The sequence below is a fragment of the Geothrix limicola genome (assembly GCF_030268085.1).
Classification (GTDB): Bacteria; Acidobacteriota; Holophagae; order Holophagales; family Holophagaceae; genus Geothrix; species Geothrix limicola.
Genome location: NZ_BSDE01000001.1, coordinates 816,107 through 841,204, shown reverse-complemented (window position 1 = coordinate 841,204; position 25,098 = coordinate 816,107). Strand labels below are relative to the sequence as shown.

At 67.0% G+C, this 25,098-nt stretch carries 23 protein-coding genes; 14 read left to right on the top strand and 9 right to left on the bottom strand.

The window, feature by feature from the left end; genetic code table 11:
- Positions 1-2: 2 nt before the first annotated feature.
- From QSJ34_RS03535 to udk, 4 genes are read right to left on the bottom strand one after another with little or no spacing between them, the layout of a single operon-like run.
- Entirely contained in the window at positions 3-1,082 is a 1,080-nt protein-coding gene (locus QSJ34_RS03535; RefSeq protein WP_285570412.1) for a hypothetical protein, read from the bottom strand.
- Between the two features lies 1 nt (position 1,083).
- The gene (locus tag QSJ34_RS03530; RefSeq protein WP_285570409.1) at positions 1,084-1,689 is read right to left on the bottom strand and encodes an NUDIX hydrolase; all 606 of its coding nucleotides are present in this window, start codon (positions 1,687-1,689) and stop codon (positions 1,084-1,086) included.
- A complete protein-coding gene (locus tag QSJ34_RS03525) occupies positions 1,689-2,009 on the bottom strand; it encodes a rhodanese-like domain-containing protein (protein WP_285570406.1) in 321 nt (106 codons plus the stop codon). Before QSJ34_RS03525 ends, QSJ34_RS03530 begins: the two co-directional genes overlap by 1 nt.
- Positions 2,002-2,655, bottom strand: coding sequence for a uridine kinase (udk, locus tag QSJ34_RS03520; RefSeq protein ID WP_285570403.1), 654 nt, complete (start codon positions 2,653-2,655; stop codon positions 2,002-2,004). Before udk ends, QSJ34_RS03525 begins: the two co-directional genes overlap by 8 nt.
- 100 nt (positions 2,656-2,755) lie before the next feature.
- On the opposite strand from udk, the gene QSJ34_RS03515 reads away from it, so the two are divergent.
- Positions 2,756-3,379: a hypothetical protein gene (locus QSJ34_RS03515; RefSeq protein WP_285570400.1), complete on the top strand. Its 624-nt coding sequence runs from the start codon at positions 2,756-2,758 to the stop codon at positions 3,377-3,379.
- On the opposite strand, the gene QSJ34_RS03510 is transcribed toward QSJ34_RS03515, so the two are convergent.
- Both QSJ34_RS03510 and tdh read right to left on the bottom strand, forming a co-directional pair.
- Complete coding sequence (locus QSJ34_RS03510; RefSeq protein ID WP_285570398.1) at positions 3,376-3,924, bottom strand: DUF1572 family protein; 549 nt, start codon at positions 3,922-3,924, stop codon at positions 3,376-3,378. The genes QSJ34_RS03515 and QSJ34_RS03510 overlap by 4 nt on opposite strands.
- Positions 3,925-4,020: 96 nt before the next feature.
- On the bottom strand, positions 4,021-5,052 hold the full coding sequence (gene tdh / locus QSJ34_RS03505; protein WP_285570395.1) for an L-threonine 3-dehydrogenase: 1,032 nt from the start codon (positions 5,050-5,052) through the stop codon (positions 4,021-4,023).
- A 266-nt stretch (positions 5,053-5,318) separates the two neighbouring features.
- Between tdh and asnB the strand changes: the two genes are divergently transcribed.
- The 5 genes from asnB to QSJ34_RS03480 are packed head-to-tail and all read left to right on the top strand — an operon-like array spanning position 5,319 to position 8,898.
- A complete protein-coding gene (gene asnB, locus QSJ34_RS03500; RefSeq protein WP_285570392.1) occupies positions 5,319-7,043 on the top strand; it encodes an asparagine synthase B in 1,725 nt (574 codons plus the stop codon).
- Between the two features lie 49 nt (positions 7,044-7,092).
- Positions 7,093-7,476 (top strand): PilZ domain-containing protein, encoded by a 384-nt coding sequence (locus tag QSJ34_RS03495; RefSeq protein WP_285570389.1) that lies wholly within the window; start codon positions 7,093-7,095, stop codon positions 7,474-7,476.
- Complete coding sequence (locus QSJ34_RS03490; protein WP_285570386.1) at positions 7,476-7,721, top strand: hypothetical protein; 246 nt, start codon at positions 7,476-7,478, stop codon at positions 7,719-7,721. Before QSJ34_RS03495 ends, QSJ34_RS03490 begins: the two co-directional genes overlap by 1 nt.
- A 14-nt stretch (positions 7,722-7,735) precedes the next feature.
- Positions 7,736-8,404 (top strand): rhodanese-like domain-containing protein, encoded by a 669-nt coding sequence (locus tag QSJ34_RS03485; RefSeq protein WP_285570383.1) that lies wholly within the window; start codon positions 7,736-7,738, stop codon positions 8,402-8,404.
- On the top strand, positions 8,401-8,898 hold the full coding sequence (locus tag QSJ34_RS03480; protein WP_285570380.1) for a MauE/DoxX family redox-associated membrane protein: 498 nt from the start codon (positions 8,401-8,403) through the stop codon (positions 8,896-8,898). The genes QSJ34_RS03485 and QSJ34_RS03480 overlap by 4 nt, the downstream gene beginning before the upstream one ends.
- Here the strand turns inward: QSJ34_RS03480 and QSJ34_RS03475 are convergent.
- Positions 8,869-9,372, bottom strand: coding sequence for a hypothetical protein (locus QSJ34_RS03475; protein ID WP_285570377.1), 504 nt, complete (start codon positions 9,370-9,372; stop codon positions 8,869-8,871). The two genes, QSJ34_RS03480 and QSJ34_RS03475, sit on opposite strands and share 30 nt — an antisense overlap.
- Before the next feature lie 340 nt (positions 9,373-9,712).
- A complete protein-coding gene (locus tag QSJ34_RS03470) occupies positions 9,713-10,906 on the bottom strand; it encodes a glycine C-acetyltransferase (protein ID WP_285570374.1) in 1,194 nt (397 codons plus the stop codon).
- A 109-nt stretch (positions 10,907-11,015) separates the two neighbouring features.
- Here QSJ34_RS03470 and QSJ34_RS03465 point away from each other — a divergent pair, with 109 nt between their 5' ends.
- Both QSJ34_RS03465 and QSJ34_RS03460 read left to right on the top strand, forming a co-directional pair.
- Complete coding sequence (locus QSJ34_RS03465; RefSeq protein WP_285570371.1) at positions 11,016-11,561, top strand: hypothetical protein; 546 nt, start codon at positions 11,016-11,018, stop codon at positions 11,559-11,561.
- Between the two features lie 97 nt (positions 11,562-11,658).
- Complete coding sequence (locus QSJ34_RS03460; protein WP_285570368.1) at positions 11,659-13,002, top strand: MFS transporter; 1,344 nt, start codon at positions 11,659-11,661, stop codon at positions 13,000-13,002.
- Positions 13,003-13,094: 92 nt separating this feature from the next.
- Here the strand turns inward: QSJ34_RS03460 and QSJ34_RS03455 are convergent, their stop codons facing one another.
- Positions 13,095-14,084 (bottom strand): hypothetical protein, encoded by a 990-nt coding sequence (locus QSJ34_RS03455; RefSeq protein ID WP_285570365.1) that lies wholly within the window; start codon positions 14,082-14,084, stop codon positions 13,095-13,097.
- 193 nt (positions 14,085-14,277) lie between these two features.
- On the opposite strand from QSJ34_RS03455, the gene dnaG reads away from it, so the two are divergent.
- The 6 genes from dnaG (at position 14,278) to QSJ34_RS03425 (ending at position 25,046) form a co-directional block, all read left to right on the top strand.
- On the top strand, positions 14,278-16,005 hold the full coding sequence (gene dnaG, locus QSJ34_RS03450; protein WP_285570362.1) for a DNA primase: 1,728 nt from the start codon (positions 14,278-14,280) through the stop codon (positions 16,003-16,005).
- A 148-nt stretch (positions 16,006-16,153) separates the two neighbouring features.
- Positions 16,154-17,881: an RNA polymerase sigma factor RpoD gene (rpoD, locus tag QSJ34_RS03445; RefSeq protein WP_285570359.1), complete on the top strand. Its 1,728-nt coding sequence runs from the start codon at positions 16,154-16,156 to the stop codon at positions 17,879-17,881.
- A gap of 121 nt (positions 17,882-18,002) precedes the next feature.
- Positions 18,003-19,622 (top strand): MFS transporter, encoded by a 1,620-nt coding sequence (locus QSJ34_RS03440; RefSeq protein WP_285570355.1) that lies wholly within the window; start codon positions 18,003-18,005, stop codon positions 19,620-19,622.
- A 75-nt stretch (positions 19,623-19,697) separates the two neighbouring features.
- Complete coding sequence (locus QSJ34_RS03435; RefSeq protein ID WP_285570352.1) at positions 19,698-20,666, top strand: serine/threonine protein kinase; 969 nt, start codon at positions 19,698-19,700, stop codon at positions 20,664-20,666.
- Positions 20,666-24,778, top strand: coding sequence for a translocation/assembly module TamB domain-containing protein (locus QSJ34_RS03430; protein ID WP_285570348.1), 4,113 nt, complete (start codon positions 20,666-20,668; stop codon positions 24,776-24,778). The genes QSJ34_RS03435 and QSJ34_RS03430 overlap by 1 nt, the downstream gene beginning before the upstream one ends.
- A gap of 46 nt (positions 24,779-24,824) precedes the next feature.
- Positions 24,825-25,046, top strand: a complete 222-nt coding sequence (locus QSJ34_RS03425) for a MoaD/ThiS family protein (protein ID WP_285570345.1) — start codon at positions 24,825-24,827, stop codon at positions 25,044-25,046.
- Positions 25,047-25,098 lie beyond the last annotated feature (52 nt).

The following is a 25,098-nucleotide window of genomic DNA, read 5'->3' as shown; positions in this document are numbered from 1 at the left end:
CCTCAGGGTTTGGCGCCGCCGCCCAGGCTGCGGAAGAAGGCCACGGTGCTGAGCCGCAGGCCCACGAGCATGACGGCCTCATCCTTGCCGCGCCGCCCCTTGTTCACCGAGCCTTCCATGTAGAAGTCGCCGCTGGCCCCCTGGGAGCCGAACTGGGTGAGCACCACCCGGCCCCGCAGATAGAGCCGGTCCTGGGAGCGGAACAGCGGATCGCGGAGGTACGAGCACTCGGCGAAGGATCCCTTGAGGGCGCCCTCCTCCTGGCGCGTCGTGAGGCCCAGCTTGAAGCGGTTGTGGAACTCGTCGCGCGAGCTGCTGGTGAGATCCGCCTGGGAGATGGGTTTGCTGTAGCCCACCACGCCGGCGGTCCCCATCACGCCCCAGCTCACGCGCTCGGTGAGCGAGGTCATCCACCAGAGCCCCACGTCGCCGTGGAACTGGCCGCTGCTGGTGATCACGTTGAGGGTCTCGGAGGTTTCGAAACTGGAGGACTGGAAGGCCAGGGTGCTGAAGACCTCCCACCAGGTGTCCTGGGCCGGGCGGCGGAAGGTTTGGCGGATGTCCAGGGCCACGAAGGGGCGCGATCTCGAGAAGAAGGAACCGTTCTGATCCGGTTCGCTGAACAGGCTCGAGAACTGGAAGCCGCCGTAGAGGTCCACCTTCAGCTCGTCCGCATCGAGCTTCATGGGATCCTCGGTCCAGCGCGTACGCGCGATGACCTTGTCCATCTCCCGAAAGGCGGCCAACAGCCGCGCCTGCCCTTCCACCAGGGCCTGGCCCTGGGGCAGGTTCGGGGAATGCTCGCGCTCCAATGTGTTTCGCAGGGACTGGGCCTGCTGAAGACCGCGCTCGACCTCCAGGATGCGGTACTGCAGTTCCCGCTGCTTGGCCCGCAGCGCCTTGAAGAAGGCCTTGCGATCCGCCGACTGCAGCGACCGCACGGCCGCGTCCAGCTCGGCCTCGAAGCGCGCGTTGGGCGTGCCCGCGATCTGGCAGGGCGGCACGGCCGGAGCCGGGGCTAGGGCTTGAGCTTGGGCCACCAGAGCCGCGCAGAAGGGCAGGAGCAGGGCGAAGCGCTTCACGTCAGGCCTCCAGACGGCGCAACAGATCGGGCCAGCCCTCCCAGAGGCTGAGCAGCTGGAAGGCCGTGAGCACCAGCGCGTGGTGGATCTCCCCGCGGCGCATGCGGGCTTGCCACTCGGGCCAGGTGCAGGCCCAGACCTGCAGTTCCTCCGCCGGATCCAGATCCAGGGCCCCTTCCGGATCGCAGTCCAGGGCCAGGAAGGAGTAGCAGCGGTTGTTCTGGGTCGCGGGGTTCGGCGTGCAGGATCCGAGGGTGATCCAGCGCTCCGATACATAGCCGGTCTCCTCGCGGAGTTCGCGCTGGGCCGCCTGGAGCGGCGCCTCGCCGGGATCGCAGCCACCGCCCGGGATCTCCAAGGTGGCTTCGTCGATGCCGTGGCGGAACTGCTCGACGACGATCAGCTCGCCGACCCGGTTGAAGGCCACCACGTTCACCCAGTCCGGCCCCTGAAGGCGGTAAAAGGCGTGGTTCCGCCCTGTGTGGGGGCTGCGTCGCTGGGCGACGATCTGGCGGAAGAGCCGCGAGTCCTGGCGCACGCTTTCGGATTCCTGCACCCAGGGCGTCGTGGGGTTGAAACCCTCAGGATGCCGGTGCAGCAATCGCATCAGTACCTCGGCACGGACGGATCGAGACGGCTGTAGGCGTCGATGCCACCGGACAGGTGCGCCAGGTCCTTGAAGCCGACGCTCTGCAGGAAGCGCAGGGCCTGGAGGCTCCGCATCCCGTGATGGCAGTAGGCAGCCACGGGCTTGGCGGGGTCCAGCTCGTTCCAGCGCTCCACCAGCTGGGCCAGTGGGATGAGGATGGATCCAGGGATGTGGGCGCGGTCGAATTCCCACTGTTCGCGGACATCCAGCAGCTGCACGAGGGCCGGATCGAGGGCCTGGAAGGCCTGGGCATCCAGATGGGGACCAGATTCAAACACGGGCACTGCCCTCCTGATTGAGCACGCGGCTGCAGATGTGATGGAGGATCACATCCAGCGCGGTGCGGTTCTCCACGCCGGTGGGAACGATGAGGTCGGCCCAGCGCTTGCTGGGTTCGACGAATTCGAGGTGCATGGGACGCACACTGTTTTCGTACTGATCCATGACGCTTTCGAGGCTGCGGCCCCGCTCGCGGGTGTCGCGGCGGATGCGGCGCAGGATGCGAATGTCCGCGTCCGTGTCGACGAAGACCCGCACATCCAGCTGGTCGCGCAGCTCGGGCAGCGCGAAGAGCAGCAGGCCCTCCAGGATCACCACCTGGCCGGGCGGGATCGGATCCTCCCAGCCGGTGCGGTCCGAGAGGGTGAAGTCGTACTTGGGCTTCCGGATGCTTTCGCCGCGGTGCAGGGCCGACAGGTGGGTGGCCATCAGCTCCAGATCGAAAGCATGGGGATGGTCCCAGTTCACGGGCCGACCGTCGAAGCGGCCCTTCACCACCTCCAGGGGCGCGTAGTAGGCGTCCATGTCCAGCAGCATCGTGGCGATGGCCTTCTTGCGAAGTCGTTTCACCAGCTCCATGGCCACCGATGTCTTGCCGCTGCCGGAGCCCCCCACGATGCCCACCAGCATCGGTCTGTCCGTCATGAGCCCCCCCTTCCTCCCATGTTAGAGGCAAGCCCGCCCCGCGGCCTACTTCAATGCGGGCCACTTCAACGAGGGCCGGGGCTCTGCTATGGTTCAGGCCATGAGCCTGTCCCGAACCGTCCCTGCCCTGGCCCTGCTGGTCCTGATGGCTGGATGCAGCTCCGAGGATCCCCGCCTCCCGGCAAACCTCTATGAAGAAGCCCGCAAGCTGAACCTCGAAGGCCGCAGCCTGGAGGCACGGGCCATGATGAAGCAGCTGACCCAGCGCTATCCCGACAGCGAGGCCGCCCAGCAGGCCAAGCGCGATCTCTACCTCATCGAAGCCTTCGTCGCCCGCGACATGGCCGATCGGCAGAAACAGGTAAGGGCAGCCATGAAGCGCCTCACGGACGCCCTCACCCGCTACAAGACCAAGCGCGGCGAGTACCCCTTCTCCACCCAGGAGCTGGTGCCCGAGTACCTCGACCAGGTGCCGGAAACGCCCTGGGGGCACCCTTTCCTTTACCGTGCCTACGTCAGCAAACCCATCGAGGACGTCCCCGTGAAGCGCGGCCCCGCCAGGCAGCGCTTCAACACCAAGCTGGACGAGTACTACCTCATCTGCCTCGGCACGGACCTGCAGCCCGGCGGCGAAGGCCTCGCCGCCGACATCCTCATCAAGGACGGCGCCCCATTGGCGGAAAGCACCTTCCCGCCCGTGCCCGAACCCCAGCCGCTGCGCTAGATTCCGTGCTTCTTGGCCATTTCGGCGTTGAAGGCGGCGGAGCCGTGCCTGGCCACGCTCAGCGTCTGCCAGAGTCCGCCGGCCAGGTGCCCGGTCAGGTGCTTGGCGAGGAAGACCACCTGGCCCGCGTGGTAGGCATAGTGGGCCAACTGCCGGTTGATGGCCTCCACCACCGTCAGGGGCTGGGAGCGGATGGTCACGATGCGATCGAGGTCTTCGTCGGAAAGGCTCGACAGGGTCTCGAAGAGGCAGGTCCAGCCCCGGGTCCACCGGTCCATCAGCGCCTGCTGCGTCAGACCTTCCGGATCCTCGAATTCCGAGTCCCGATCCCGGTCCGGCTTTTCGCCGTCCGAAGTGAGGAACCCTCTCCAGCGCGACAGCAGGTTGCCCGACAGGTGCAGCAGCAACGTGTTGAGGCTGTTCGATTCGGGATCCAGGCGCACATTCCAAAGCTCGGCGGGCACCTGGGCCAGGGCCCGCTCGCACTGGGTGCGGGATTCCTGGAACCGCTTCTGCGCGTCCGCCAGATAAATGCGGCCGTTCATGGGATCTCCTGGGCCTGGGATAGATCGATTCACGGGATGAAAAGCCAGGCCTTCAGCCGCGGCGGCGCGGGCTGAAGGCCTGACTTGAACCAGGGGTTATTTCACGCCCCAATCCAGGATGACCTTGCCGGACTGCCCGCTGCGCATGGCGTCGAAGCCCTTCTGGAAGTCGTCGATGCCGTAGTGGTGCGTGATGACGGGCGTGATGTCCAGGCCGCTCTGGACCATGGCGGCCATCTTGTACCAGGTCTCGAACATCTCGCGGCCGTAGATGCCCTTCAGGATGAGCCCCTTGAAGATCACCTGGCTCCAGTCGATGGCGCAGTCGCCGGGCAGGATGCCCAGCAGGGCGATGCGACCGCCGTGGTGCATGGCCTCCAGCATGGATTCGAAGGCGTTGCGGTTGCCGCTCATCTCCAGGCCCACGTCGAAGCCCTCGGTCATGCCCAGGTCCTTCATGACTTCCGTGAGGTTCTTCTTCATGGGGTTCACGGCGACGGTGGCACCCATCTTCCGGGCCAGGTCCAGGCGGTACTCGTTCACATCCGTGATGACGACGTTGCGGGCGCCCACGTGCTTGGCGATGGCCACCGCCATGATGCCGATGGGGCCGGCGCCTGTGATCAGCACGTCCTCGCCCACCATGTCGAAGCTGAGGGCCGTGTGGGCGGCGTTGCCGTAGGGATCGAAGATGGAGGCCACGTCATCGGGCACGTTGTCGGGCACCTTGAATACGTTGAAGGCCGGGATGCTCAGGTATTCGGCGAAGGAACCCGTGCGGTTCACGCCCACGCCCACGGTGTTGCGGCAGAGGTGGCGCTTGCCCGCGCGGCAGTTGCGGCAGTGGCCGCAGGTGATGTGACCCTCGCCGCTGACGCGGTCTCCGGGCTTGTAGCCTTCGACCTCGGCGCCCACCTTCTCGATGACGCCGAAGTACTCGTGGCCCACCACCATGGGCACGGGAATGGTCTTCTGGGCCCACTCGTCCCAGTTGTAGATGTGGACGTCGGTGCCGCAGATGGCGCTCTTGTGCACGCGGATCAGCACGTCGTTGGGCCCCACTTCCGGCATGGGAACCTCGCCCATCCAGATGCCTTCTTCGCGCTTGGTTTTCAAAAGGGCTTTCATGCATGCCTCCAACCCCACCATTTCATCATCAAGCGCAACCATCTCCAACTTTTCACATTCCATCCTTGACGATCCGGGAAAGCCGCCGATAAGGTTCATGACAGGCAACTCATGACCCCCTCCTTCCAGCGGTTCAACCGCAATACCAATCGGCTCCCTCGCGCGGATCGCGCGTGGGCCGGCGAGGGTCTCTCCTAGATTCCTGACACCCCGGACCACCCCGATTCGCGAAAGCGGATCGGGGTTTTTCCTTTTTGGAGCAAGCCATGTGCGGCATCCTCAGCATCCTCAACCTGGACCCGGCGAAATCGAACGGGGCCGAACTCCGGCGTCAGGCCCTGGCCATGGCCCGGAAGATCCGCCACCGCGGCCCCGATTGGAGCGGCATCTACAGCGACGACCGGGCCATCCTCGTGCACGAGCGCCTGTCCATCGTGGACGTGGAGCACGGCGCCCAGCCCCTCGTGGACACCCTCCAGGGCACGGTGCTGGCCGTCAACGGCGAGATCTACAACCACCAGGATCTGCGACGAGGATTGACGGAGCCGCACGACTTCCAGACCCTCTCGGACTGCGAAGTGATCCTCTACCTCTACGACGAGCTGTCGCCCCGCGACTTCCTCAACCGCATGAACGGCATCTTCGCCTTCGTGCTCTACGATCCCAAGCGCGAGACCCACCTCATCGCCCGGGATCCCATCGGCGTCATTCCCCTCTACGTGGGCTGGGACCGCCACGAGCACCTCTACGTCGCCTCGGAGATGAAAGCGTTGGTCGGCCACTGCGAGCGCATCCGCGAGGTGCCGCCGGGCCACTTCTACCTGGGCCACGAACCGGACAAGGGCTTCCAGCGCTACTACCAGCCGGACTGGGCCGAGCCCGGCCACGTGCCCTCGGAACCCTACGATCCGGCCAAATTGCGCAGCGCGCTGGAGGCCGCCGTGAAGCGCCAGCTCATGTGCGACGTGCCCTACGGCGTGCTCATCTCGGGGGGCGTGGACTCCTCGATCATCTCGTCCATCGCGGCCAAGTACCGCGAGGGCCGCGTGGAGGAGGGCGGCGCCTCGCCCGCCTGGTGGCCCCGCATCCACTCCTTTTCCATCGGGCTGGAGGGCGCGCCGGATCTGGCGCCCGCGCGCAAGGTGGCCGAGGCCATCGGCGCCATCCACCACGAGATCCACTTCACCGTTCAGGAGGGTCTGGATGCCCTCTCGGACGTGATCTACCACGTGGAAACCTTCGACGTGACCACCATCCGGGCCTCGACGCCCATGTACCTCCTCATGCGGAAGATCCGCGCCATGGGCATCAAGATGGTGCTCTCAGGCGAGGGGGCCGACGAGATCTTCGGCGGCTATCTCTACTTCCACAAGGCCCCCGACGGCCCCGAGCTGCACTTCGAAACCGTGCGCAAGCTCCAGAAGCTGCACCTCTACGACTGCGCCCGCGCCAACAAGTCCAGCGCCGCCTGGGGAGTGGAGGCCCGCGTGCCCTTTCTGGACCGCGAGTTCCTCGACGTGGCCATGCGCATGGATCCGGCAGTCAAGCTGCCCTGCAACGCGCCGCGCCCGCGGCCCATCGAGAAGTTCCCCCTGCGCCAGGCCTTCGACGGCGCCATCCCCGACGAGGTGCTCTGGCGTCAGAAGGAGCAGTTCTCCGACGGCGTCGGCTACGCCTGGATCAACGCCCTCAAGGCCACGGCCGAGCGCGAGGTCAGCGATTCCATGATGGCCGGCGCGGCGGAGCGCTTCCCCGTGAAGACGCCCGAAACGAAGGAGGCCTACCTGTACCGGCAGCTCTTCGAACACCACTTCCCCAGCGCCACCGCCATCAACTGCGTGCCCTTCGAGCGCAGTGTCGCCTGCAGCACCGAGACGGCCCTGCGCTGGGATGCGGCCTTCGCGAAGATGACCGATCCCTCGGGCCGGGCCGTCATGGATGTGCATGACCAGGGCTATCAGGATCCTGCCGCCCCTGAGGCCGCGCCCTGAGACCCCGCCCGGCGGGCCCTGGGGTATCATGGCCAGGCCCGGATAACCCATGACGACGCCCATCCGGAATCGGCGCTTCCGCCGCATTCCCATCGCCTACCACGTGAAGCTGGTCTCCGACGACCGGATCATCGCCTACCCCGAGGCCATCGACCTGAGCATGGGCGGCATCCTGCTCAAGGGACGCGATCAGCTGCCCGTCGGATGCCAATGCGGGGTTGCCATCCTGCTCGCCAACGGCGACGCGGGACGGCGCGTCGTGGCCCGGGGGACCGTGGTGCGCAACGACGAGCGCGGCATGGCCATCGCCTTTTCGAAAGCCCTGGATTCGGGCAGCGAAGCCTCCCTGCGCAAGCTCATCCACTCCCTGGAAGCCGGCGCGGAAGATGAGCTCGATTCACCAGGACCTGGACCGGAGACGCAGAGCGAATGATGCCGGAACCCGAAACAGCCCTCGCCCGCCTGATGGACCGCATCAAGCCCGGCTCCGCCCGCCGCATGGCGGAAGGCGAAGCCTGGGAGCCGCCCGTCTTCGGGACCTACGAAGACATCCGCGAATGGCTGAAGGAATCCGTCATGAGCGCCACGATGTTCGAACGCTTTCCCGACGGCCGCTGGACCATCCAGCTGATGCTGAAAGAGCAGATCCCCGGCGGCTATCGCCACATCGTGCTTTGAACCGCCGCCCGTCGATGACGATCTCCCTGCGCTCCCCGTCCACCCAGATCCTCGCCCTGGCGGCGCTGGCGGTCCTCGCCGCACTCGTTTCCAACGGCCTCGCTTCCCCCGCCCGGCGCCTATCCTGGAGGCGGTCCGTCTCCCCCCTGCTGGGGCCACCGCCACCGATGACCTGGCCCCAGGCCCCCACGGCCCCAGCTGCGGCACCAGCCTCGGCGCCCTCCGTGGCGGCCGTCGAAACCCAGCCTCAGCGGCCCACGCCGCCTCCCAGGGCCGCAGCTCCACGAACCGCCCCGCCCGAAGCGCCGCAACCGCAGGAAACGCAGGCTTCCACACCCATCCGTGAAATCACCGGCGCCGAAGCCTGGAAGGCCTTCCAGTCCGGCGCGCCCTTCCTCGACGCCCGCCGCAGCGCGGAGTTCGCGGAAGGCCACATCGCCAAGGCCTGGTGCACGCCGGTGTGGGAATCGGATCTGGAGGACCGCCTCATCTCGTTCAAGGCCGCGCGGCACCCCGGCGCGGAGGATCCCATCGTCATCTACTGCAGCGGCGGCGACTGCCGGGATTCCCACCTGCTCGCCGCGAAGCTGCTCAACGAGGGCTACTTCCACCTGCTCATCTACCACGATGGCTACCCGGGCTGGGTGTCTCAGGGGCATCCGATCGAGAAGGGGCAGCCATGAGTCCCGCGACGTCGCGCCACCTTCTGCACCCGAGACTGACGCTGGTCGTGAGGATCGCGCTCGGACTGGTCTTCGTCGGCGCCGCCCTGCCCAAGATCGCCGACCCCCCCGCCTTCGCCAAGTCCATCTGGGCCTACGAGCTCTTTCCCGCCTGGAGCCTCAACCCCCTGGCCCTCGCGCTGCCCTGGCTCGAACTGTTCTGCGGGCTGGCGCTCTGCCTGGGCTTCTGGCTGCGGGCTGCGTCCACCTGGGTAGCGACGCTGCTCCTAGCCTTCGGCCTGGCCCTGTCCATCAATCTGGTGCGGCACCATCCCGTGGATTGCGGCTGCTTCGGCGCCACGGCCCCCAAGACTCAGGCCGAGCGCCTGACCGACATGCGCTGGTCCATCCTGCGGGATGCCGGGCTGCTGCTCCTGGCCATTCAGCTCCTCTGGGCCACAACCCCGCGGCGGCACGGCGGGAATTCAGCTCCGGCCGACGGCCAGCAGGTCTGAGGCCCAGTCCAGCCACAGGCCGGCCGTGGAATCGTGGCCCAGGTCGCGGGACAGCTCGTCCGGCGTGGGCTCCGGCAGCGACAGCACGGGGATGCCCGGCATGCCGTAGGCGATGGCGCACATCATGAAGCGCGCGGCTTCGCCCAGGGTGATGATCTTGAGCCGGTCCATGGAGCGGCTCCAGCAGCCCTGGGCCAGGGTTTCGAGGCGGTGGATGTTCCAGGGGTGCACCACCTGATCGAAGTCCACGGCCCCCTGGGCCGGACGGAAGCCCACGTAGGTCATGGCGAGCCCCAGGGTGCGCGGCGGCGCCGGATCCCAGAACCCGCCGCGCCCCAGGGTGTAGCCCGCATCCTTCTTGTGCAGCAGCTTCGCCCGGCCCAGGGCCTGCCAGATGAGGTATCCGCCGGCGGCGTCATCCTCCCAGAAAGGTGCCTGACGATGCAGCGAAGCGTCGGTGGCGAAGCCGCCCACCACGAGGATCAGGATCGGCCCCCGTTTCCGGGAAGAGGGTGGGCAAGTTCAGCGGCTTGAAGGTGCGTCGCTCGCCTGGGGCCGGTGCCTTCGAGTCGCCCTGCCTGCGCTCTCGCGGTGGCGCCTCAGCGTGCGTCATCACGAGGCGAGAGCCGGCCTCCGTGGCCTCCACCTGCAGGCGTCCCAGTTCCAGCCTCGCGAGGATCTCCTCGAAGGTGTATTCGGCGGTGTCATGCGGCGAGGGCTCACGCTTCGGCGGCAAGGTCACGCAACCTCCCGAGAATCCCGAGACACCATGCGCCCTTGTCCGCCGAGGCGCAAGCCCCGGCCAAAGGTTTTTCTAGCTGATCACGCCCAGTTCGCGGCCCACCTTGGTGAAGGCCTGGATGGCGTGGTCGAGGTCCGCGCGGGTGTGGGCCGCGCTCATCTGGGTGCGGATGCGGGCCTGGCCCTTCGGCACGACGGGGAAGAAGAAGCCGATGACGTAGACGCCCTCGTCCAGCAGGCGCTTGGCGAATTCCTGGGCCAGCGGCGCTTCGTAGAGCATGACGGGCACGATGGGGTGCTCGCCCGGCAGCAGCTTAAAGCCGGCCTTCTCCATGCCGGCGCGGAAGTACCGGGCATTCTCATGCACCTGCTTGATGAGGCCCTGGCTGTTCTTGAGCAGGTCCAGCACCTTCAGCGTGGCGGCCACGATGGCGGGGGCCACGGAGTTGGAGAACAGGTAGGGGCGCGCCTTCTGGCGCAGCCAGTCGATGGCTTCCTTCTTGCCCGCGATGTAGCCGCCGGAGGCGCCGCCCAGGGCCTTGCCGAAGGTGCCCGTCATGAAGTCGATGCGGCCCATGACCCCACAGTGCTCATGCGTGCCACGTCCGTTCACACCCATGAAACCCACGGCGTGGCTGTCGTCCACCATCACCATCGCGCCGTATTTCTCGGCCAGGTCGCAGATCTCGCCGAGCTTGGCGATGTAGCCGTCCATGCTGAACACGCCGTCGGTCACCACCAGCTTGAAGCGGGCACCGGCGGCGTCGGCGGCCTTGAGCTGGGCTTCCAGGTCGGCCATGTCGGAGTTGGCATAGCGGAAGCGCTTGGCCTTGCAGAGCCGGATGCCGTCGATGATGGAGGCGTGGTTCAGCGCATCGCTGATGATGGCGTCCTCCTCGCCCAGCAGACCTTCGAAGATGGCGCCGTTGGCGTCGAAGCAGGAGGAGTAGAGCTGCGTGTCCTCGAAGCCGAGGAAGGCGGCCAGCTTCAGTTCCAGTTCCCGGTGGATGTCCTGGGTGCCGCAGATGAAGCGTACCGAGGCCATGCCGAAGCCGTGAGCATCCATCACCGTCTTGGCGGCCTGGATGACATCGGGGTGGTTGGCCAGGCCCAGGTAGTTGTTGGCGCAAAGGCAGACGACATCCTTGCCGTTGGCCTTCATCTGGGGCTGCTGGGGCGAGGTGATGACGCGCTCGGTCTTGTAGAGTCCGGCCTCCTTCAGCAGCTCGATCTCGCGGTTGAGGTGGGCCAGGTAGCCAGGATTCACGACGATCTCCTATCATCAGAAGCTTCATAGGATACTGCGAGGTTGTGTGGCGAACAGGTTGTTGTGTCACCATTCTTGCGAAACGTTGCGAATCGATAAGGAAACGACCATGCGCCACCTTCTGCTCTTGCCCGCCCTGCTGCTCACCCTGGCCTGCAGCTCCAAGCTGGATCGCACCAAGGCCGAGGATCTGATCCGCAAGGACTACCCCGTGGTGGTCCCCGTCACCGTGCCCGATCAGGTAATGGCCGAGAAGGGCACCCCCGAACACCTGCGCATCACCGACCTCAAGGCCAACCTCGAGAAGACGGGCTGGTTCGACATCACCGCCAAGACCGAGGGCACCAGGGAGAGCTTCACCTTCCGACTGAAGCCGGATGCCCCCAAGGCCATCAAGGCCGCCCCCAAGGGCTTCGCGATGCCCGCCGCTGAGGCGAACTTCGTCCGCGCCTTCAAGATGGAGCCCACCCGCGAAGGCTGCCGCGTGGCCTACGAGATCCGGCTAGAGAAGCCCACCGCCCAGTTCGCCCTCTTCCAGGCCCTGCACCAGGATGCGAAGCTCGGCCAGACCCGGGTGCGCTACGCCACCTTCGAGCGCCGCAAGGGCGCCTGGGAACTCACGGGCACCGACGAGGTCTTCCACAAGGTGCAGTAGGCAGTTCATCACGCCAGGCGGGACTTGATCGGAGTTACAGCCTTGTGGCTTGGGGTAGCGGGGAGGCTCCGGTACCTTTGAATCCATCGAGGTTCCTTTGGATCACAGCCCCGCCTTTCGTTTGCGCCGCTTCCTGAACTGGTTTCCCCTGGGGCTGACCTACGCGGCCATGTACATGGGCCGCTACAACTTCAACATCGTGAAGAACGACATCGGCGCCTGGTACCACCTCGACAAGGCGCAGATGGGACTCATCGCCTCCGCGGGCTTCTGGACCTACGGCCTGGCCGTGGCCTTCAACGGCCCGCTGGCGGACCGCTTCGGCGGGCGCAAGGCCATCCTGCTCGGATCCCTCGGCGCGGCCCTCCTGAACCTGGCCATCGGGTTCATGTTCCTGAACAACCACGTCACCCAGATCCTCCTGAGCATGAGCCTGCTCTGGAGCGCGAACATGTACTTCCAGAGCTTCGGCGCGCTGTCCGTGGTGAAGGTGAACAGCACCTGGTTCCACGTCAGCGAACGCGGCGTCTTCGGCGGCATCTTCGGCATCATGATCAGCTCGGGCTACTTCCTGGCCACCACCATCGGGGCCTGGTTGCTGGCCAGCTTCCGCAGCTGGACCGTCATCTGGTTCGTGCCGGCGGCGGCCATGGCCTTCATGTTCGCCGTGGACTGGTTCCTCGTGCGCAACCGCCCCAGCCATGCCGGGCACGTCGATTTCGACACGGGCGACGGCTCCAACGCCCACCACGCCGAGGACGCGCCCCTGCCCCTGGGCGACCTCATGCGCAAGGTCTTCCACAATCCCGTGATCGTCGCGCTCATCTTCGCGGAGTTCTGCACGGGCTTCGTGCGCCAGGGCGTGATGCTCTACTTCACCGAGTACCTGCAGGAGATCTACCACCTGGGCAAGAAGGAGCACCTCTTCTGGTGGACGGGCATCGCCTTCATGGGCGGCGGCATACTCGGCGGCCTGCTCTGCGGCTGGATGAGCGACAAGCTCTTCCAGTCGAGGCGGCCTCCCGTGGCCTTCCTCTTCTACCTGGTGCAGGTGCTGATGCTCGGCCTGCTGGGCATGACGCTCGGCCAGGGCACGCCCGGTGGCCAGGTCTGGGCCGTGCTGCTGCTGGGCCTCACGGCCATGTTCATCTTCGGCGTGCACGGCATGCTCAGCGGCACCGCCAGCATGGATTTCGGCGGGCGCAAGGCCGCGGCCTCCGTGGCGGGCGCGCTGGACGGCATCCAGTACATCGGCTCGGGCCTCACGGGCTTCGGCCTCGGCTGGGTGCTCAAGACCTACGGGTGGGATGGCGTGGCCACGCACGGCCACCAGCCCGCCCACGCCTGGGTGTGGGTCGGCTCCATCATCCCCTTCAGCCTCATCGGCGCCTTCATCATGACCCGCATCTGGAACGCCAAGGCCGGCAACGGGGCGCACTGATTAAAAGACACGCCAACCGCAGAGAACGCCGAGAACGCAGAGGAAGGCGATCTTGGCCTCTGCGTTCTCGGCGGTGAATCAACCGGCGGGTGTTAGCGCTTCGCCAGCTGGTCGAAGGCCGCCTTCAGGCCGCCGTGAATGGCCTTCACGTCCTCGGGCTTCCACTGCTTCTGGTCTTCGCGAACAAAGGTGGTCAGGTCCCGGCGGTTGTCGAAGCGGGCCACGGGCAGGTGGTAGACCCGGGTCTCGTACCGGTCGCCGACCTGGATGAGGCGCTCCACTCGGATGGTGCCGGGGCGGTCGCTCTGCTCCATGAGCCAGGCCATGTCATCGGTGCCGTACTGGCCCAGCATCACCTCCATGGGCACGCTGTGGTGCAGGATGCTGCCCTGGCCGTCGGGGCGGCCGCGCTCGATGTTCTTGCGGCGGCTTTCCGTCGGATCCACCCACACGTAGAGCACGGAGGCTTTGTCGAGGATGGCCGGGGACAGCGTCTGGAAGGCCGTGTCGTAGCCGTGAGGCGGGCAGAGCGGGAAGGCCGATCCGTTGGCGCCGCCCCGGGCGGCTTCGATGACCAGCGTGCGCCCGGCCTTGTCCTGGGCGTTCTGGCGGTTGAGGGCGTCCAGCTCGGCGCGGCACTCGGCCTCGAGCGCCTCGGCCATGCGCACGCGGATGCGGTGGGGGATCTCGCCGAGGGGCTGGGACAGGCCCACCTTCGCGTGGGCCGCGTCGAGGCGGTCGAAGAGGTGCTGGGCGGCGCTGGCCACCAGGGTCTGGCGGCTGGCCATGAGGTTGGCGTAATCCTCGTTCAGCAGCTCGATGAGCACGGCCCAGGTCCAGTTGTCACGGAAGGGGCGGTTGGGGCCGTGGTAGTAGGCGTAACCAAGGCCGTTCGCCTTCAGCTCGTCGTCGATGCGGTGCATGAGGTGGACGTAGGGATAGTCGTCCAACTGCAACGTGGGGCCCATGTGGAAGTCGTTCCGGCACTGGTCCGGCGTGAGGCTGGCGAGGTAGCGGCGCACCTCTGACTTGCCCGAGGCGGGCAGGCTGAAGAGCAGGATGGTGTCGAGGAGCTGGCTCATGGGATTCACCGAACGAATCCTCAAGCATGCCACGCCCTAGCCAAACGTAAATCACGGAAGAAAAGGCACTCGCAGAGAGCACCGAGAAAGCAGAGGGCGCCGAGGTTATGCTGTTGGAAGGCTTTGCTATGCACCCTCGGCCACCTCTGCGACCCCGCGAGTGTGGTTTCTTTTTTTCAGGAAGTCTCAATCCATGCGTGACCGTGAAATCGTCGAGCGCGTCCGGGACGCCACGGACCTGCTGGCCCTGGTGGGCTCGGCGGTGAAGCTGCGCAAGCAGGGCTCGGCCCACGTGGGCCTCTGCCCCTTCCACGCCGAGCGCAGCCCCAGCTTCCAGGTGGTGCCGGGACGCGGCTTCTACCACTGCTTCGGCTGCGGCAAGCACGGCGATGCCTTCGCCTGGCTCATGGAGCGGGAGGGCATGAGCTTCCCCGAGGCTCTCGAGCAGCTGGCGCGGGCCGCGGGCATCGACCTGCCCCAGCGGCGGGAGCGACCTTCCGCCGAAGTGGATCTGGAAACCCGCATGCGCTCGGCCCTGGACGCGGCCCAGGCCTTTTTCGAGGCCCAGCTGGCCCGGCACGAGGGCGCCCGCGCCTATCTGCGAAACCGCGGCTACGAAGGGGCCTTCCTCGCCGAGGCGGGTTTCGGCATGGCGCTCGATGCCTGGGATGCCCTGGTGAACCACCTCCGCGGCCTGAACTTCTCCGGTGAGCTGCTGGAGCAGACGGGCCTGGCCAGCCGCAGCGAGCGGGGCACCCAGATCGACTTCCTCCGCAACCGCCTCACCATCCCCATCCACGACGCCCGCGGCCGCATCGTGGCCTTCGGCGGAAGGATCATGGGCGAGGGGCAGCCCAAGTACCTCAACACCCGCGACACGCCCCTCTTCCACAAGGGGAACACCCTCTTCGGCTTCCACCGCGCCAAAGGCGCCATGCGCGACGGAGCCCTGGTGGTGGAGGGCTATTTCGACGTGCTGCAGCTTCATCAGCACGGCATCCACCAGGCGGTGGCGCCCCTGGGCACGGCCCTCACCGAGGATCACCTGAAGGCCTTGGGCCGCTTCACCCGCCGCGTCATCCTCTGCTTCGACGGCGATTCGGCGGGCCGCCGGGCCATGGAGAAGAGCCTGAGAATGGCCCTGCCCCTGGGTTTCGAGGTGCGCCTGCTGGAACTGCCCCAGGGCGAGGATCCCGACACCTGGTGCCTCAAGCTCGGCGGCGAGGCCTTCCGCGACCTCCTGCGCGCCGCGCCGGACTGGACGGCCTTCATGGTGGACCGCGCCATGGAAGGCAAGGATCTGCGCCGCATCTCGGATCGCATGGGCGCCTTCAAGGACCTGCTGGATTTCCTGCCCTACCTGCCCCGCACCACGGAAACCCGCGACCTCTTCTCCAGCCTGGCCCACCAGCTGCAGGTGCCCATCCAGGAGCTGGACCGGGCCGTGAAGGGCCGCCAGGCGCCGATCCAGGCGACCGAGGAGGCTCCGGCCCAGGCCCCCGTCCTGCCCCAGATGGACGAGCTGATCCGCAGCCTCCTGCTGCTCTGTGCCTCGGGCCAGTGGCGGCGCGTGCAGGAGGCGCCCCCCGCCTGGTGGGAAAGCCTGGACGGCGCGCCATTGCTGCAGGCCCTGCTGGATGCCGAAGGGGATTCCTCCCTGCTGCCCGAAGGCGTGGTGGCCTGCCTGCGGCATCTGGAAGCCCAGGCCAGCCGCCAGGATGAGGCGGGACGCGATGCCGAGGCCCTGTTCGTGAAGCTTGAAGGCCGGTACGTGGACCGGGAGCTCCAGGCCAACAACCGCCTGCTCCAGGATCCGAGCACCGTGGTGGACCAGGCCCTCATGAACCGGGTGATGGCGCGGCAGAACGACCTGCTGGCCCGCCAGAAGGAGCTGTCCCGTCGCCGGAGGGGTCTGCGCTGATCTCTGCCAAGACTTCAGCTCTTGCCTGATTCGGCCGATCCCCTATACTGAAAAGTTCCGGACTCGGTCGGTACATTGGCCGAGATCTGTACATCCCTCGGTTACCGGGTCCCCCGGTCCGAAGTTCGCAGCGCTCTTTGAGGTCCGAATGGTTCCAACGCCGCAACGCGACAGCTACTACGCCCTGACCAAAGCCCTGATCTCCATCGGAAGGAAAAACGGATTCCTGCTGGTTGACCAGCTCAATGACTTCCTCCCCGACGCCGCCTCCAGCCCGGCGGACCTCGAGGTGGTCCTGAGCCTGTTCGCCCGTCTGGGCGTGGGCATCGGCGCCACCGAAGAAGAAGCCCAGGCCAACCGCGAAGCCATCGAACCCGAATTCATCGTGGTCGAGGGCGGTTCCGGCAAGGCCGACAAGGATCTCGAAGTCGAGATCGACAGCCCCGACAGCGACAAGTTCAACGATCCCGTCCGCATGTATCTCAAGGAGATGGGCACGGTGCCCCTCCTCAAGCGCGAGGACGAAGTCGAGATCGCCAAGCGCATCGAGATCGGCGTGCGCAGCGTCATGCGCGCGCTTTCCCGCTCGCGTCTGGCCGCCAGCCTGCTCATCGACATCGGTCGCATGCTGAAGGAGAACCCCGGCAAGATCCGCGAGGTGGTGGGCCTTTCCGACGAGGTGGATGACGACGAGGATGCCGAGAGCACGTCGGCCACCCAGCACGTGCACCACCAGTTCGAGAAGCTGCTCGTCTACGATCAGGCCCTCCAGGAACTGCTGGACCTCAAGCTGCAGGTGGATGCCGGCACCAAGACCCTGCCCAAGAAGCGCAAGCTCGACCGCGAAGTCCTCATGGCCCGCGGCCGCCTGTCCCGTCAGATCCGCAAGCTGGGCCTCAACAGCCTGGCCGTCACGCGCCTCATCGACCGCATCACCCACCAGCACAGCCAGGTGATGGCCGGCGAGCGCAAGTGCCGCGAACTGCGGGACCGCCTGAAGAACCCCGCCTTCGCCAAGCTGAAGGACAAGTACAAGGACGAGCTCGCCCACATCGAAAAGACGCTGGCCGAGTTCTTCGAGAAGTACGAAACCACCAGCGAGCAGTTCCACAAGGACTTCAACGGCCTCAAGGCCGCCGAAAGCATCAGCCGCGGTGCCAAGGCCGAGCTGATCGAAGCCAACCTGCGCCTCGTGGTCAGCATCGCCAAGCGCTACACCAACCGTGGCCTGCAGTTCCTGGACCTCATCCAGGAGGGCAACATCGGGCTCATGAAGGCCGTGGACAAGTTCGAATACAGCCGCGGCTTCAAGTTCTCGACCTACGCCACCTGGTGGATCCGCCAGGCCATCACCCGCGCCATCGCCGATCAGGCCCGCACGATCCGCATTCCCGTGCACATGATCGAGACCATCAACAAGCTCATCCGCACCCAGCGCGAGCTGGTGCAGAAGCTGGGTCGCGAACCGTCCAGCGAAGAGATCGCGCACGCCATGGACATGCCCGTGGGCAAGGTCCGCAAGGTGATGAAGATCGCGCAGGAGCCCATCTCTCTCGAAACGCCCATCGGCGAGGAGGAGGATTCCCACCTGGGCGATTTCATCGAGGACAAGACCGTCGTCTCCCCCGTGGAGCAGGTCGTGCAGCAGCGCCTCAAGGAGACCGTCCGCAACGTCCTCAACACCCTCAGCGAGCGCGAAGAGCGCGTCCTCCGCATGCGCTTCGGCGTGGGCGACGACGGCTCCGAACACACGCTGGAGGAGGTGGGCAGCGAGTTCGCGGTCACCCGCGAGCGCATCCGCCAGATCGAGTCGAAGGCGCTGCGTAAGATCCGTCATCCGCGGTATTCCAAGACGCTCAAGGCGTTCCTGGGCTAACCCGCCGCCGGCACACCGAACCGCGAAAGCGCGCAGCGAGAGGTTCTCCTCCCTGCGCGCTTTCTTTTTCATGCCTCGTCATGAGGTGTATTTCCCTCCCCGGACCGGATAGCCTGAACCTGTGACCGAAGCCAGAAGCCCTTTCGCACCCCTTCGCAACCGCCTCTTCCTGGCCATCTGGATCGCGGCCATGGCCTCGAACGTGGGCACCTGGGTGCAGAGCGTCGGCGAGAAGTGGCTCATGGCCGAGCTCACCCGCTCCCCGCTACTCATGAGCCTCATCGAGACCGGGGCCACCCTGCCCATGCTGATCCTCTCCATGCCCGCCGGCGCCATCGCCGACATCGTGGACCGGCGGCGGATGCTCCTGCTCACCCAGACCTGGATGCTGTCGGCAGCCACGGCCATGGCCATCCTTTCCGCCCTGCATCTCGTGACACCGGGCGTGCTCATCTCCATGTCCCTGCTGCTGGGCGTGGGGGCCGCGCTCAACGCCCCGGCCTGGCAGGCCTCGGTGCCCGACCTGGTGCCGAAGGATCAGATCGCCGCCGGCGTGGCACTCAATAGCGCCGGGTTCAACGTGAGCCGCGCCGTGGGTCCCGCCTTGGGCGGCCTGGTGGTGGGCTGGCTGGGGCCCACCTGGGCCTTCGCCCTCAACGCCGTCTCCTTCCTCGGCGTGCTCGCGGTCTTCAAGAGCTGGAAGCGCCAGCCCACCACCACCGACCTGCCCGCCGAGCGGTTCAGCGCCGCCATGAAGGTCGGGCTCCGCTACACGCGCCACCGCACGGTGCTCCAGATCATCCTGCTGCGGGGCGGCGGCTTCGTCTTCTTTGGGGGGCCGATCTTCTCACTCCTGCCCACCCTGGCCATCCACCACCTGCACCTGGGATCTTCGGCCTTCGGTCTGCTGCTGGGCTGCACCGGCGTGGGCGCCGTCACGGCCACGCTCCTGCTGCCGGCCCTCAAGGCCCGCATCAGCCCCAATCAGCTGCTGGCGCTGGCCACGGCCACCTTCGCCACAGGCCTGCTGGGCCTCGCCTTCGTCGTCCACGCCATTCCGGTGGCCCTCATCCTCCTCGTCTGCGGGGGCGGCTGGCTGACGGTGCTCAGTACCTGCAACACGGGCGTCCAGCTCTCCGTGCCTTCCTGGGTGAGGGCGCGGGCCCTGGGCGTCTACATCACGGTCTGGGGCGGCGCCATGGCGGGCGGCGCGGCCTTCTGGGGCTGGGTGGGCGAGCACCGCGGCATCCACACCGCCTTCGCCGCGGCGGGCATCGGCATGTGGCTGCTGCTCGCCGCCACGGCGCGCCTGAAGATCCAGGCCCTGGACGAGCCCATGGATCTGAGCCCCCATCGCCAGAAGCCCCACGCCCCCGAATCCATCCATCCCGACGAGGGCCCGATCCTCACGGTGCTGGAGTACCTCGTGCCCGAGGATCGCAAGGCGGCCTTCCAGGAGGCCATGCGAGAGGTCCGCCGCATCCGCATCCGGGATGGCGCCGTGCGCTGGTCGCTCTTCCACGACCTGGCCCAGCCCGAGCCCGGCCAGATCCGTTTCGTCGAAAGCTTCCTCAGCTCCAGCTGGGGCGAGCACCTGCGCCAGCACCACCGCGCCACGGTGGAGGATCGGGCCGTCTTCCGCCGCGCCTACAGCATGGGCGTCGAGGCATCGCCCAGGATCCGCCACCTGATCGGCGCCTGGGAGGACCGGGATTCCCTCTTCGACCGCATCTTCGATTAGGAACCGCACCTCGCCGCACTAGGATGTGCCGCGGGTTTCGGTCATGCTGAATCCATCGCTTCGGAGCCTCCCCCCGTGCTTTCCAAGGACCAGACCCTGGGCAAATACCAGATCCTGGACCGCCTCGGTTCCGGCGGATTCGGCGCCGTGTACCTGGCCATGGACACATGGGTGAACCGCAAGGTGGCGCTGAAGGTGCCCCACCAGCAGCAGGACGAGATCGTGGACCTGCTGAAGGAGCCGCGCATCATGGCGGGCCTGAAGCATCCGAACATCGTCGAACTCATCACCGTCGAGCGGAAGAACGGCATCTTCTTCATGGTGCTCGAATACGTGGAGGGCGAGGGGCTCGACCGCTTCATCCGCCGCGAGCGCTCGCTGCCGCCCACCCGTGCGCTCGAAATCGGGCTCGATGTTTGCAGCGCCATCGCCTTCGCCCACGGGCACCAGATCCTCCACCGCGACCTGCGCCCGGCCAACATCCTGGTGAACCGGGACGGCGTCGCCAAGGTCACGGATTTCGGCACCTCCCGCGTGCTGGAGATGCAGCACGTGCCCTACGCGCCCACGCGCATCGGCTCGCCCCCCTACATGGCACCCGAGCATTTCCGGGGCCGCGCGGTGTTCCAGTCCGACCTCTGGTCCCTGGGCATCACGCTCTACGAAATGCTCACCGGCACCGTGCCCTTCTACGACGCCGATCCCCTGAAGATCGCCCAGGCCCTCACCAGCCAGCAGATCGTGCCGCCGCACCTGCGCAACCCCATCGTGCCGAAGGCCTTCTCCGAGGTGGTGATGAAGGCCCTCGCCGTCAACCTGGGTGAGCGCTTCCTCTCCGCCCAGGCCCTGCTGGAGGCTCTCCGTCGCCTGAAGGACAACGTCGCCCGCGAGACCCGCCCCCTCGGCACGGCGGTCCTGTCGACGACCACTTCCGGCCCCCATCCCACCCTTCGCGCCGCCACCCAATCGCGGCTCTGCCGCTTCTGCTACCGGCAGCTGCCCCGCATGGCCATGGTCTGCCCGAACTGCGGCGAAAAGAACTGATGGTGTGGCATCCCACCAAGGACGCGGTGAAACGGCTCTGGGGGCGAAGGTGGGTCCGCCGGGTGTCCTACGCCCTCGTCGCCGGCGGCACCCTCTTCAACGTCCTGCCCTGGATCGCCTCCCGGCCCGCGGTGCTCCGCTGGACCGTGCGCCAGCTGGACGCGATCGTCCGGGATGAGACGGGGCTGCCTCTGGCCATCGGACACATCGAGCTTCGCCCGGCCGGAGGCTCCCTCGTGCTCCAGGACATCCAGCTCGGCGGGGACCTGCTGACCATCAAGCGGGCCGAGGTCCACGCCGATCTCTGGTCCCTGCTCAGTCCGACCCACCACCTGTACTTGATCCGCCTGGAGCATCCCCACCTGCGCCTGACCGAAGCCGGGCTCGCTGCCATCAAGCTCAAGGAGCATCCCCCGCGGAAGGGCCCTCTGCCCCAGTTCCGGCTGGACTACTTCAGCCTCACGGGCGGCGAGATCGACGTGCCCGAGCCCGTGCGGGGTATTCCGGCCCTGCACTACCAGTTCGATGTGAAGGCGACGGGCCTCGGGCCCAACCATGTGCGGGTGGACCTGACGGGCGCCCACCTGTCGGTCAAGGGCCCGGGCGGCTGGGAGAAGGGCCGGCTGGACCTGAACGGCGAGGTCTCCGAACCCTCCGCTTCCATCCAGGAGGCCTACCTCCGCCTCGGTGAAAGCCAGGCCCGCCTCAACGGCCGGATCGAAACCGGAACGCCGCCGTCCGCAGGCCGAATCGACGCCCGCCTGAAGGGCGTGCTGGACCTGGCCCAAGTCTCACGCTGGGTCTCGCGCTGGAGCGGAACCCAGCGCCCTCCCCTGACCGGCGACCTGGACTTCACGGGCACGCTCCAGGGCCCGCTGACCCAGCCCAAATGGACCTTCGCGGCCGACGGCCAGGACCTGCGCCCGGCCGCCGGCGTCTTCCTTCCCGGCAATCTGGATGTGAAGGGCAGCGGGGGGCTCGACCGGGTCCACCTGGATCATCTGCGCTGGGCCTCCTCCCAGGGCGAGCTGGAGGCGCAGGGCAACTGGTCCCGCCATGCGCCGGTGCAGGCCACGCTCCAAGGCAAGAACCTCGATCTGGAGGCCGTGGGACGCGCCCTCCGCGTGCCGGAATTGAAGGGCGTCCGGGGCGCCATACAGGCCCAGGTCAAGGGGCCGGAGGCCATCGAAACCGCCGGGCACCTGGACCACTGGCAGGCCTCGCTCCAGGCGACCCTCTCCCAACGGGGCCTGGAGGCCGGCGGCCTGGAGGCCACCCTCGAACGGGGCCGCGCCACCTTGAAGCGCCTGAACCTGGACCTTGAGGCCCTGAAGGTGAACGGCACGGGCTGGGCCACGCTGGACGCCCGGGGTCTCACCCAATTGGACGCCGAAGGGAGCGCCGAAGTCGGCGCCGATCAGGTCGCCGAGGCGCTGCGTGCCTGGAAGGTCGTGGATCTGGACATGGAAGGCCAGACCCGGGCCCAGGCCAAGGTGCGCTGGAGCCGGAAGGCCGGTCTCGAATTGGATGGGTCCGCTGAGGTGGACCATCCGCGCTGGCATGGCGCCCACGCGGACAGTGTCTTGGCGAAGACGGTCGAGATCCGCGGTTCGGACCTTTGGATCAAGGACATCGACCTGGTGAAGGAGACCGGCCGGGGCGGAGGCGACATCTGGCTCACCTGGGCCCGGACGGCGCCCGGACAGCCGCAGATGGACATGTGCTTCACCGCCTTCAAACTCCCCGCCGCCGAAGGACTCCGGGCGGCGGACCTGAAGGACGAATCGGGAAAGGACCTGCCCATCACGGGAATCGGAAGCGGGTGGGTGCGCCTTTGGGGGCCCTACGACCATATCCTCATGACTGGATCAGCCCAAGTCGAATCAGGAGAAACGTACGGAATCAAAATTCCAGCGGCCTCCTCGGACTTCTGGATGGATCTGGACACTCTCCGAATGAGGCTGTCGGACACGCGAATTGCCGAAGGGCCTGATCGACTGGGCCAGGGCGACCGGTCGCCTGAGGGGTCGCTGGCCCTCACCGGACGGGCCGACATGGATTTCAAGCACTGGACCTGGTGGGTGGACCTGGAGGGCCGCCTGGATTCCCAGCTGCTGGCGCTGCCCGGGCCGCATATCCAATCCCAGGTGCAGGCCAGGCTGCTCGGTCCCATCACCAAAGCCTTCGGGGACCTGGAACTCCCCGAGGGGCGGGTCTCCCTGAGCCGGGGCCGGATCTTCTTCGGCGAGCGCAGTGTCGAAGGCCTGGAGGGCCGGGCCCAATTGGAGCGCGGCCGCCTCGAAGGCCAGCTCGGTTTCGAAGGCATGACCCGGCCCCTGCTCGAACTCAGGGCCCGCCAGGAGGGCCAGGATCTCGCAGGCGAGGCGAGCCTCAACGTGTCCCCCGAAAGCGCACACACCGACGTGCTGGCCCAGGGGCTGTCCGATGACCTGCTCGAGGATCTTCGCCTTTCCGCCAAGGCCAAGGGCCGCTGGAAGCATGGAGGCGAGCTCGCCTGGACCGGCTCCCTGGACGACCTGGCCGCGCAATTCGGAGCCTTCGAACTGCACCAGGTGGGCCCCTCGAACCTGCGGGGCACCGCACAGGGCGTGGCGGTGGATCTCAGCCTGGAGGGCGGCGGGCGTGGCCCCGCCTCGCAGCAGACGTCCCAGGCCGCGCAACTGCACCTCTCCGGCAGCCTGCCCTTCACGAGTTCGGTTCCCCTATCGCTTCGGACCCAGGGATCGGCGGACCTCGCCCACATGAAATCGATCCTGGACCGGGTCATGGAGGTGGACGATTACAGCCTGCTGTCCGAACTGAGCGTCCACGGCACCAGCCGCTTCGACCTGCTGATGCACGGCACCTACTTCGATCCCCTGCTGGACGGAACCCTGTCCCTGGAGAAGGGCCAGATGAGCCTGCGCGGGTATCAGGGCGCCGAGGACATCCAGGCCTCGGTCATCCTGAAGGATCGGACCCTGGCGGTTTCCGAAGAGAACCCCGTGCGCGGGACCCTGGCCCATGGGGATCTGAAAGCCAGCGGGGCGGCCACCTGGCGGCTCGGCGGGCTGGAGGCCTACGCCCTGAAGGCCACCCTTTCCAACTTCCAGCTGCGGGATGTGCCCGACGGGTTGGACCTGCAGGGCAGCCTCCAGGCCACCCTCAACGGCACCGAGGAAAGCGGCGTGCTCAAAGGGAAGCTGCGCGCCGACCGCCTGAGCTACCAGTCCGAAGTGAAGCTCGCGGACCTGATCCTGCGCAGCGCCCTCAGCGACAGCGGGGGCCTGACCGGGTTGGATCTGGACGATCCCCTCGAAAGGATCCGCCTGGACCTGGACCTGGACCTCCGCACGCCCTGGAGCTTCGATACCAACCTCCTGAAGCTGGAGGGCCGCACCGAGGGCCCCTTCCAGGTGCTCGGCACCCTCGGCCATCCCGTGCCCAAGGGCACGATGATCTTCCAGCCCGGGGGCCGGGTCACCAACATCTTCCCGGCCGGCGACATGGTGGTGGACCGCGGCTCCCTCGCCTTCTCCGAATCCAGGCCCCTGGACCCCGCCATCAACCTTCAGGGCAGCGTGAGCTCCATCCCCGGCTATACGGTGAACCTCGACATCCGCGGCACCCTGAGCAACCTGACCATCGTGCCGACCTCCATCCCCAGCCTGCGCCAGGATGAGATCGTCGCCATCCTCATCAACCCTGGCAACGTGGCCAACGTCGGCACCGCCGGAGCCTCCTCGGGGGCCACGCAGGGCGCCATCACCTCGGGCCTGGCCAGCGCCGGTTCCGGCCTCATCACGACCCTCGCCTTCGCCCCCTTCCAGGAGCAGCTGCGACGCACCCTGGGCCTCGACCGCGTGAACGTCGCCGTGCGCACGACGACCCTGGGCAGCACCGAAACGGAGGTCACCATGGGCAAGAGCGTCAACCTCCTGGGTCAGCGCAGCGCCTTCGTCATGTCCCACAAGAAGAGCGGCGAACTGAGCATCACCTCCGGCCAGATCGAGTGGCGCTTCGGCAACGTCATCCTCCAGCTCGGCGCCAGCAAGGGCAGCGGCGGCCTCGACCCATCCGGGGAGATCCGCCACACCTGGAGCCCCAAGTAGGTCGTGCGGGACCAGACCGCGTTGTAGTCTGGGAGCGGAGACACGCATGCTCACGGTGAAATGCTTTGCCCGCTACCGCGACCTGCTCGGATTCACCGAGCAGACCTGCGCCACGGCGGCCACCCTCGGGGACCTGCTGATGGACCCGCGGTTCGAGCGGCTGCCCAAGGACGCCCTGCTGGCCGTCAACCAGACCTTCGCCGACCGCGCCACGCCCCTGCGGGATGGCGACGAAGTGGCCCTCATGCCGCCGGTGTCAGGCGGGTGATCAGCCGGGCACGTTAGAGACAAAAAACAGAAAAGAATTTTTAAAGCGGAGG

What these genes read in the sequence shown, in the direction of transcription:
- QSJ34_RS03530 (WP_285570409.1), bottom strand. Translation starts at nt 1,689, where the DNA reads ATGCGATTGCTGCACCGGCATCCTGAGGGTTTCAACCCCACGACGCCC.
- udk (WP_285570403.1), bottom strand. Translation starts at nt 2,655, where the DNA reads ATGACGGACAGACCGATGCTGGTGGGCATCGTGGGGGGCTCCGGCAGC.
- QSJ34_RS03515 (WP_285570400.1), top strand. Translation starts at nt 2,756, where the DNA reads ATGAGCCTGTCCCGAACCGTCCCTGCCCTGGCCCTGCTGGTCCTGATG.
- QSJ34_RS03510 (WP_285570398.1), bottom strand. Translation starts at nt 3,924, where the DNA reads ATGAACGGCCGCATTTATCTGGCGGACGCGCAGAAGCGGTTCCAGGAA.
- tdh (WP_285570395.1), bottom strand. Translation starts at nt 5,052, where the DNA reads ATGAAAGCCCTTTTGAAAACCAAGCGCGAAGAAGGCATCTGGATGGGC.
- asnB (WP_285570392.1), top strand. Translation starts at nt 5,319, where the DNA reads ATGTGCGGCATCCTCAGCATCCTCAACCTGGACCCGGCGAAATCGAAC.
- QSJ34_RS03495 (WP_285570389.1), top strand. Translation starts at nt 7,093, where the DNA reads ATGACGACGCCCATCCGGAATCGGCGCTTCCGCCGCATTCCCATCGCC.
- QSJ34_RS03490 (WP_285570386.1), top strand. Translation starts at nt 7,476, where the DNA reads ATGCCGGAACCCGAAACAGCCCTCGCCCGCCTGATGGACCGCATCAAG.
- QSJ34_RS03485 (WP_285570383.1), top strand. Translation starts at nt 7,736, where the DNA reads ATGACGATCTCCCTGCGCTCCCCGTCCACCCAGATCCTCGCCCTGGCG.
- QSJ34_RS03480 (WP_285570380.1), top strand. Translation starts at nt 8,401, where the DNA reads ATGAGTCCCGCGACGTCGCGCCACCTTCTGCACCCGAGACTGACGCTG.
- QSJ34_RS03465 (WP_285570371.1), top strand. Translation starts at nt 11,016, where the DNA reads ATGCGCCACCTTCTGCTCTTGCCCGCCCTGCTGCTCACCCTGGCCTGC.
- QSJ34_RS03455 (WP_285570365.1), bottom strand. Translation starts at nt 14,084, where the DNA reads ATGAGCCAGCTCCTCGACACCATCCTGCTCTTCAGCCTGCCCGCCTCG.
- dnaG (WP_285570362.1), top strand. Translation starts at nt 14,278, where the DNA reads ATGCGTGACCGTGAAATCGTCGAGCGCGTCCGGGACGCCACGGACCTG.
- rpoD (WP_285570359.1), top strand. Translation starts at nt 16,154, where the DNA reads ATGGTTCCAACGCCGCAACGCGACAGCTACTACGCCCTGACCAAAGCC.
- QSJ34_RS03430 (WP_285570348.1), top strand. Translation starts at nt 20,666, where the DNA reads ATGGTGTGGCATCCCACCAAGGACGCGGTGAAACGGCTCTGGGGGCGA.
- QSJ34_RS03425 (WP_285570345.1), top strand. Translation starts at nt 24,825, where the DNA reads ATGCTCACGGTGAAATGCTTTGCCCGCTACCGCGACCTGCTCGGATTC.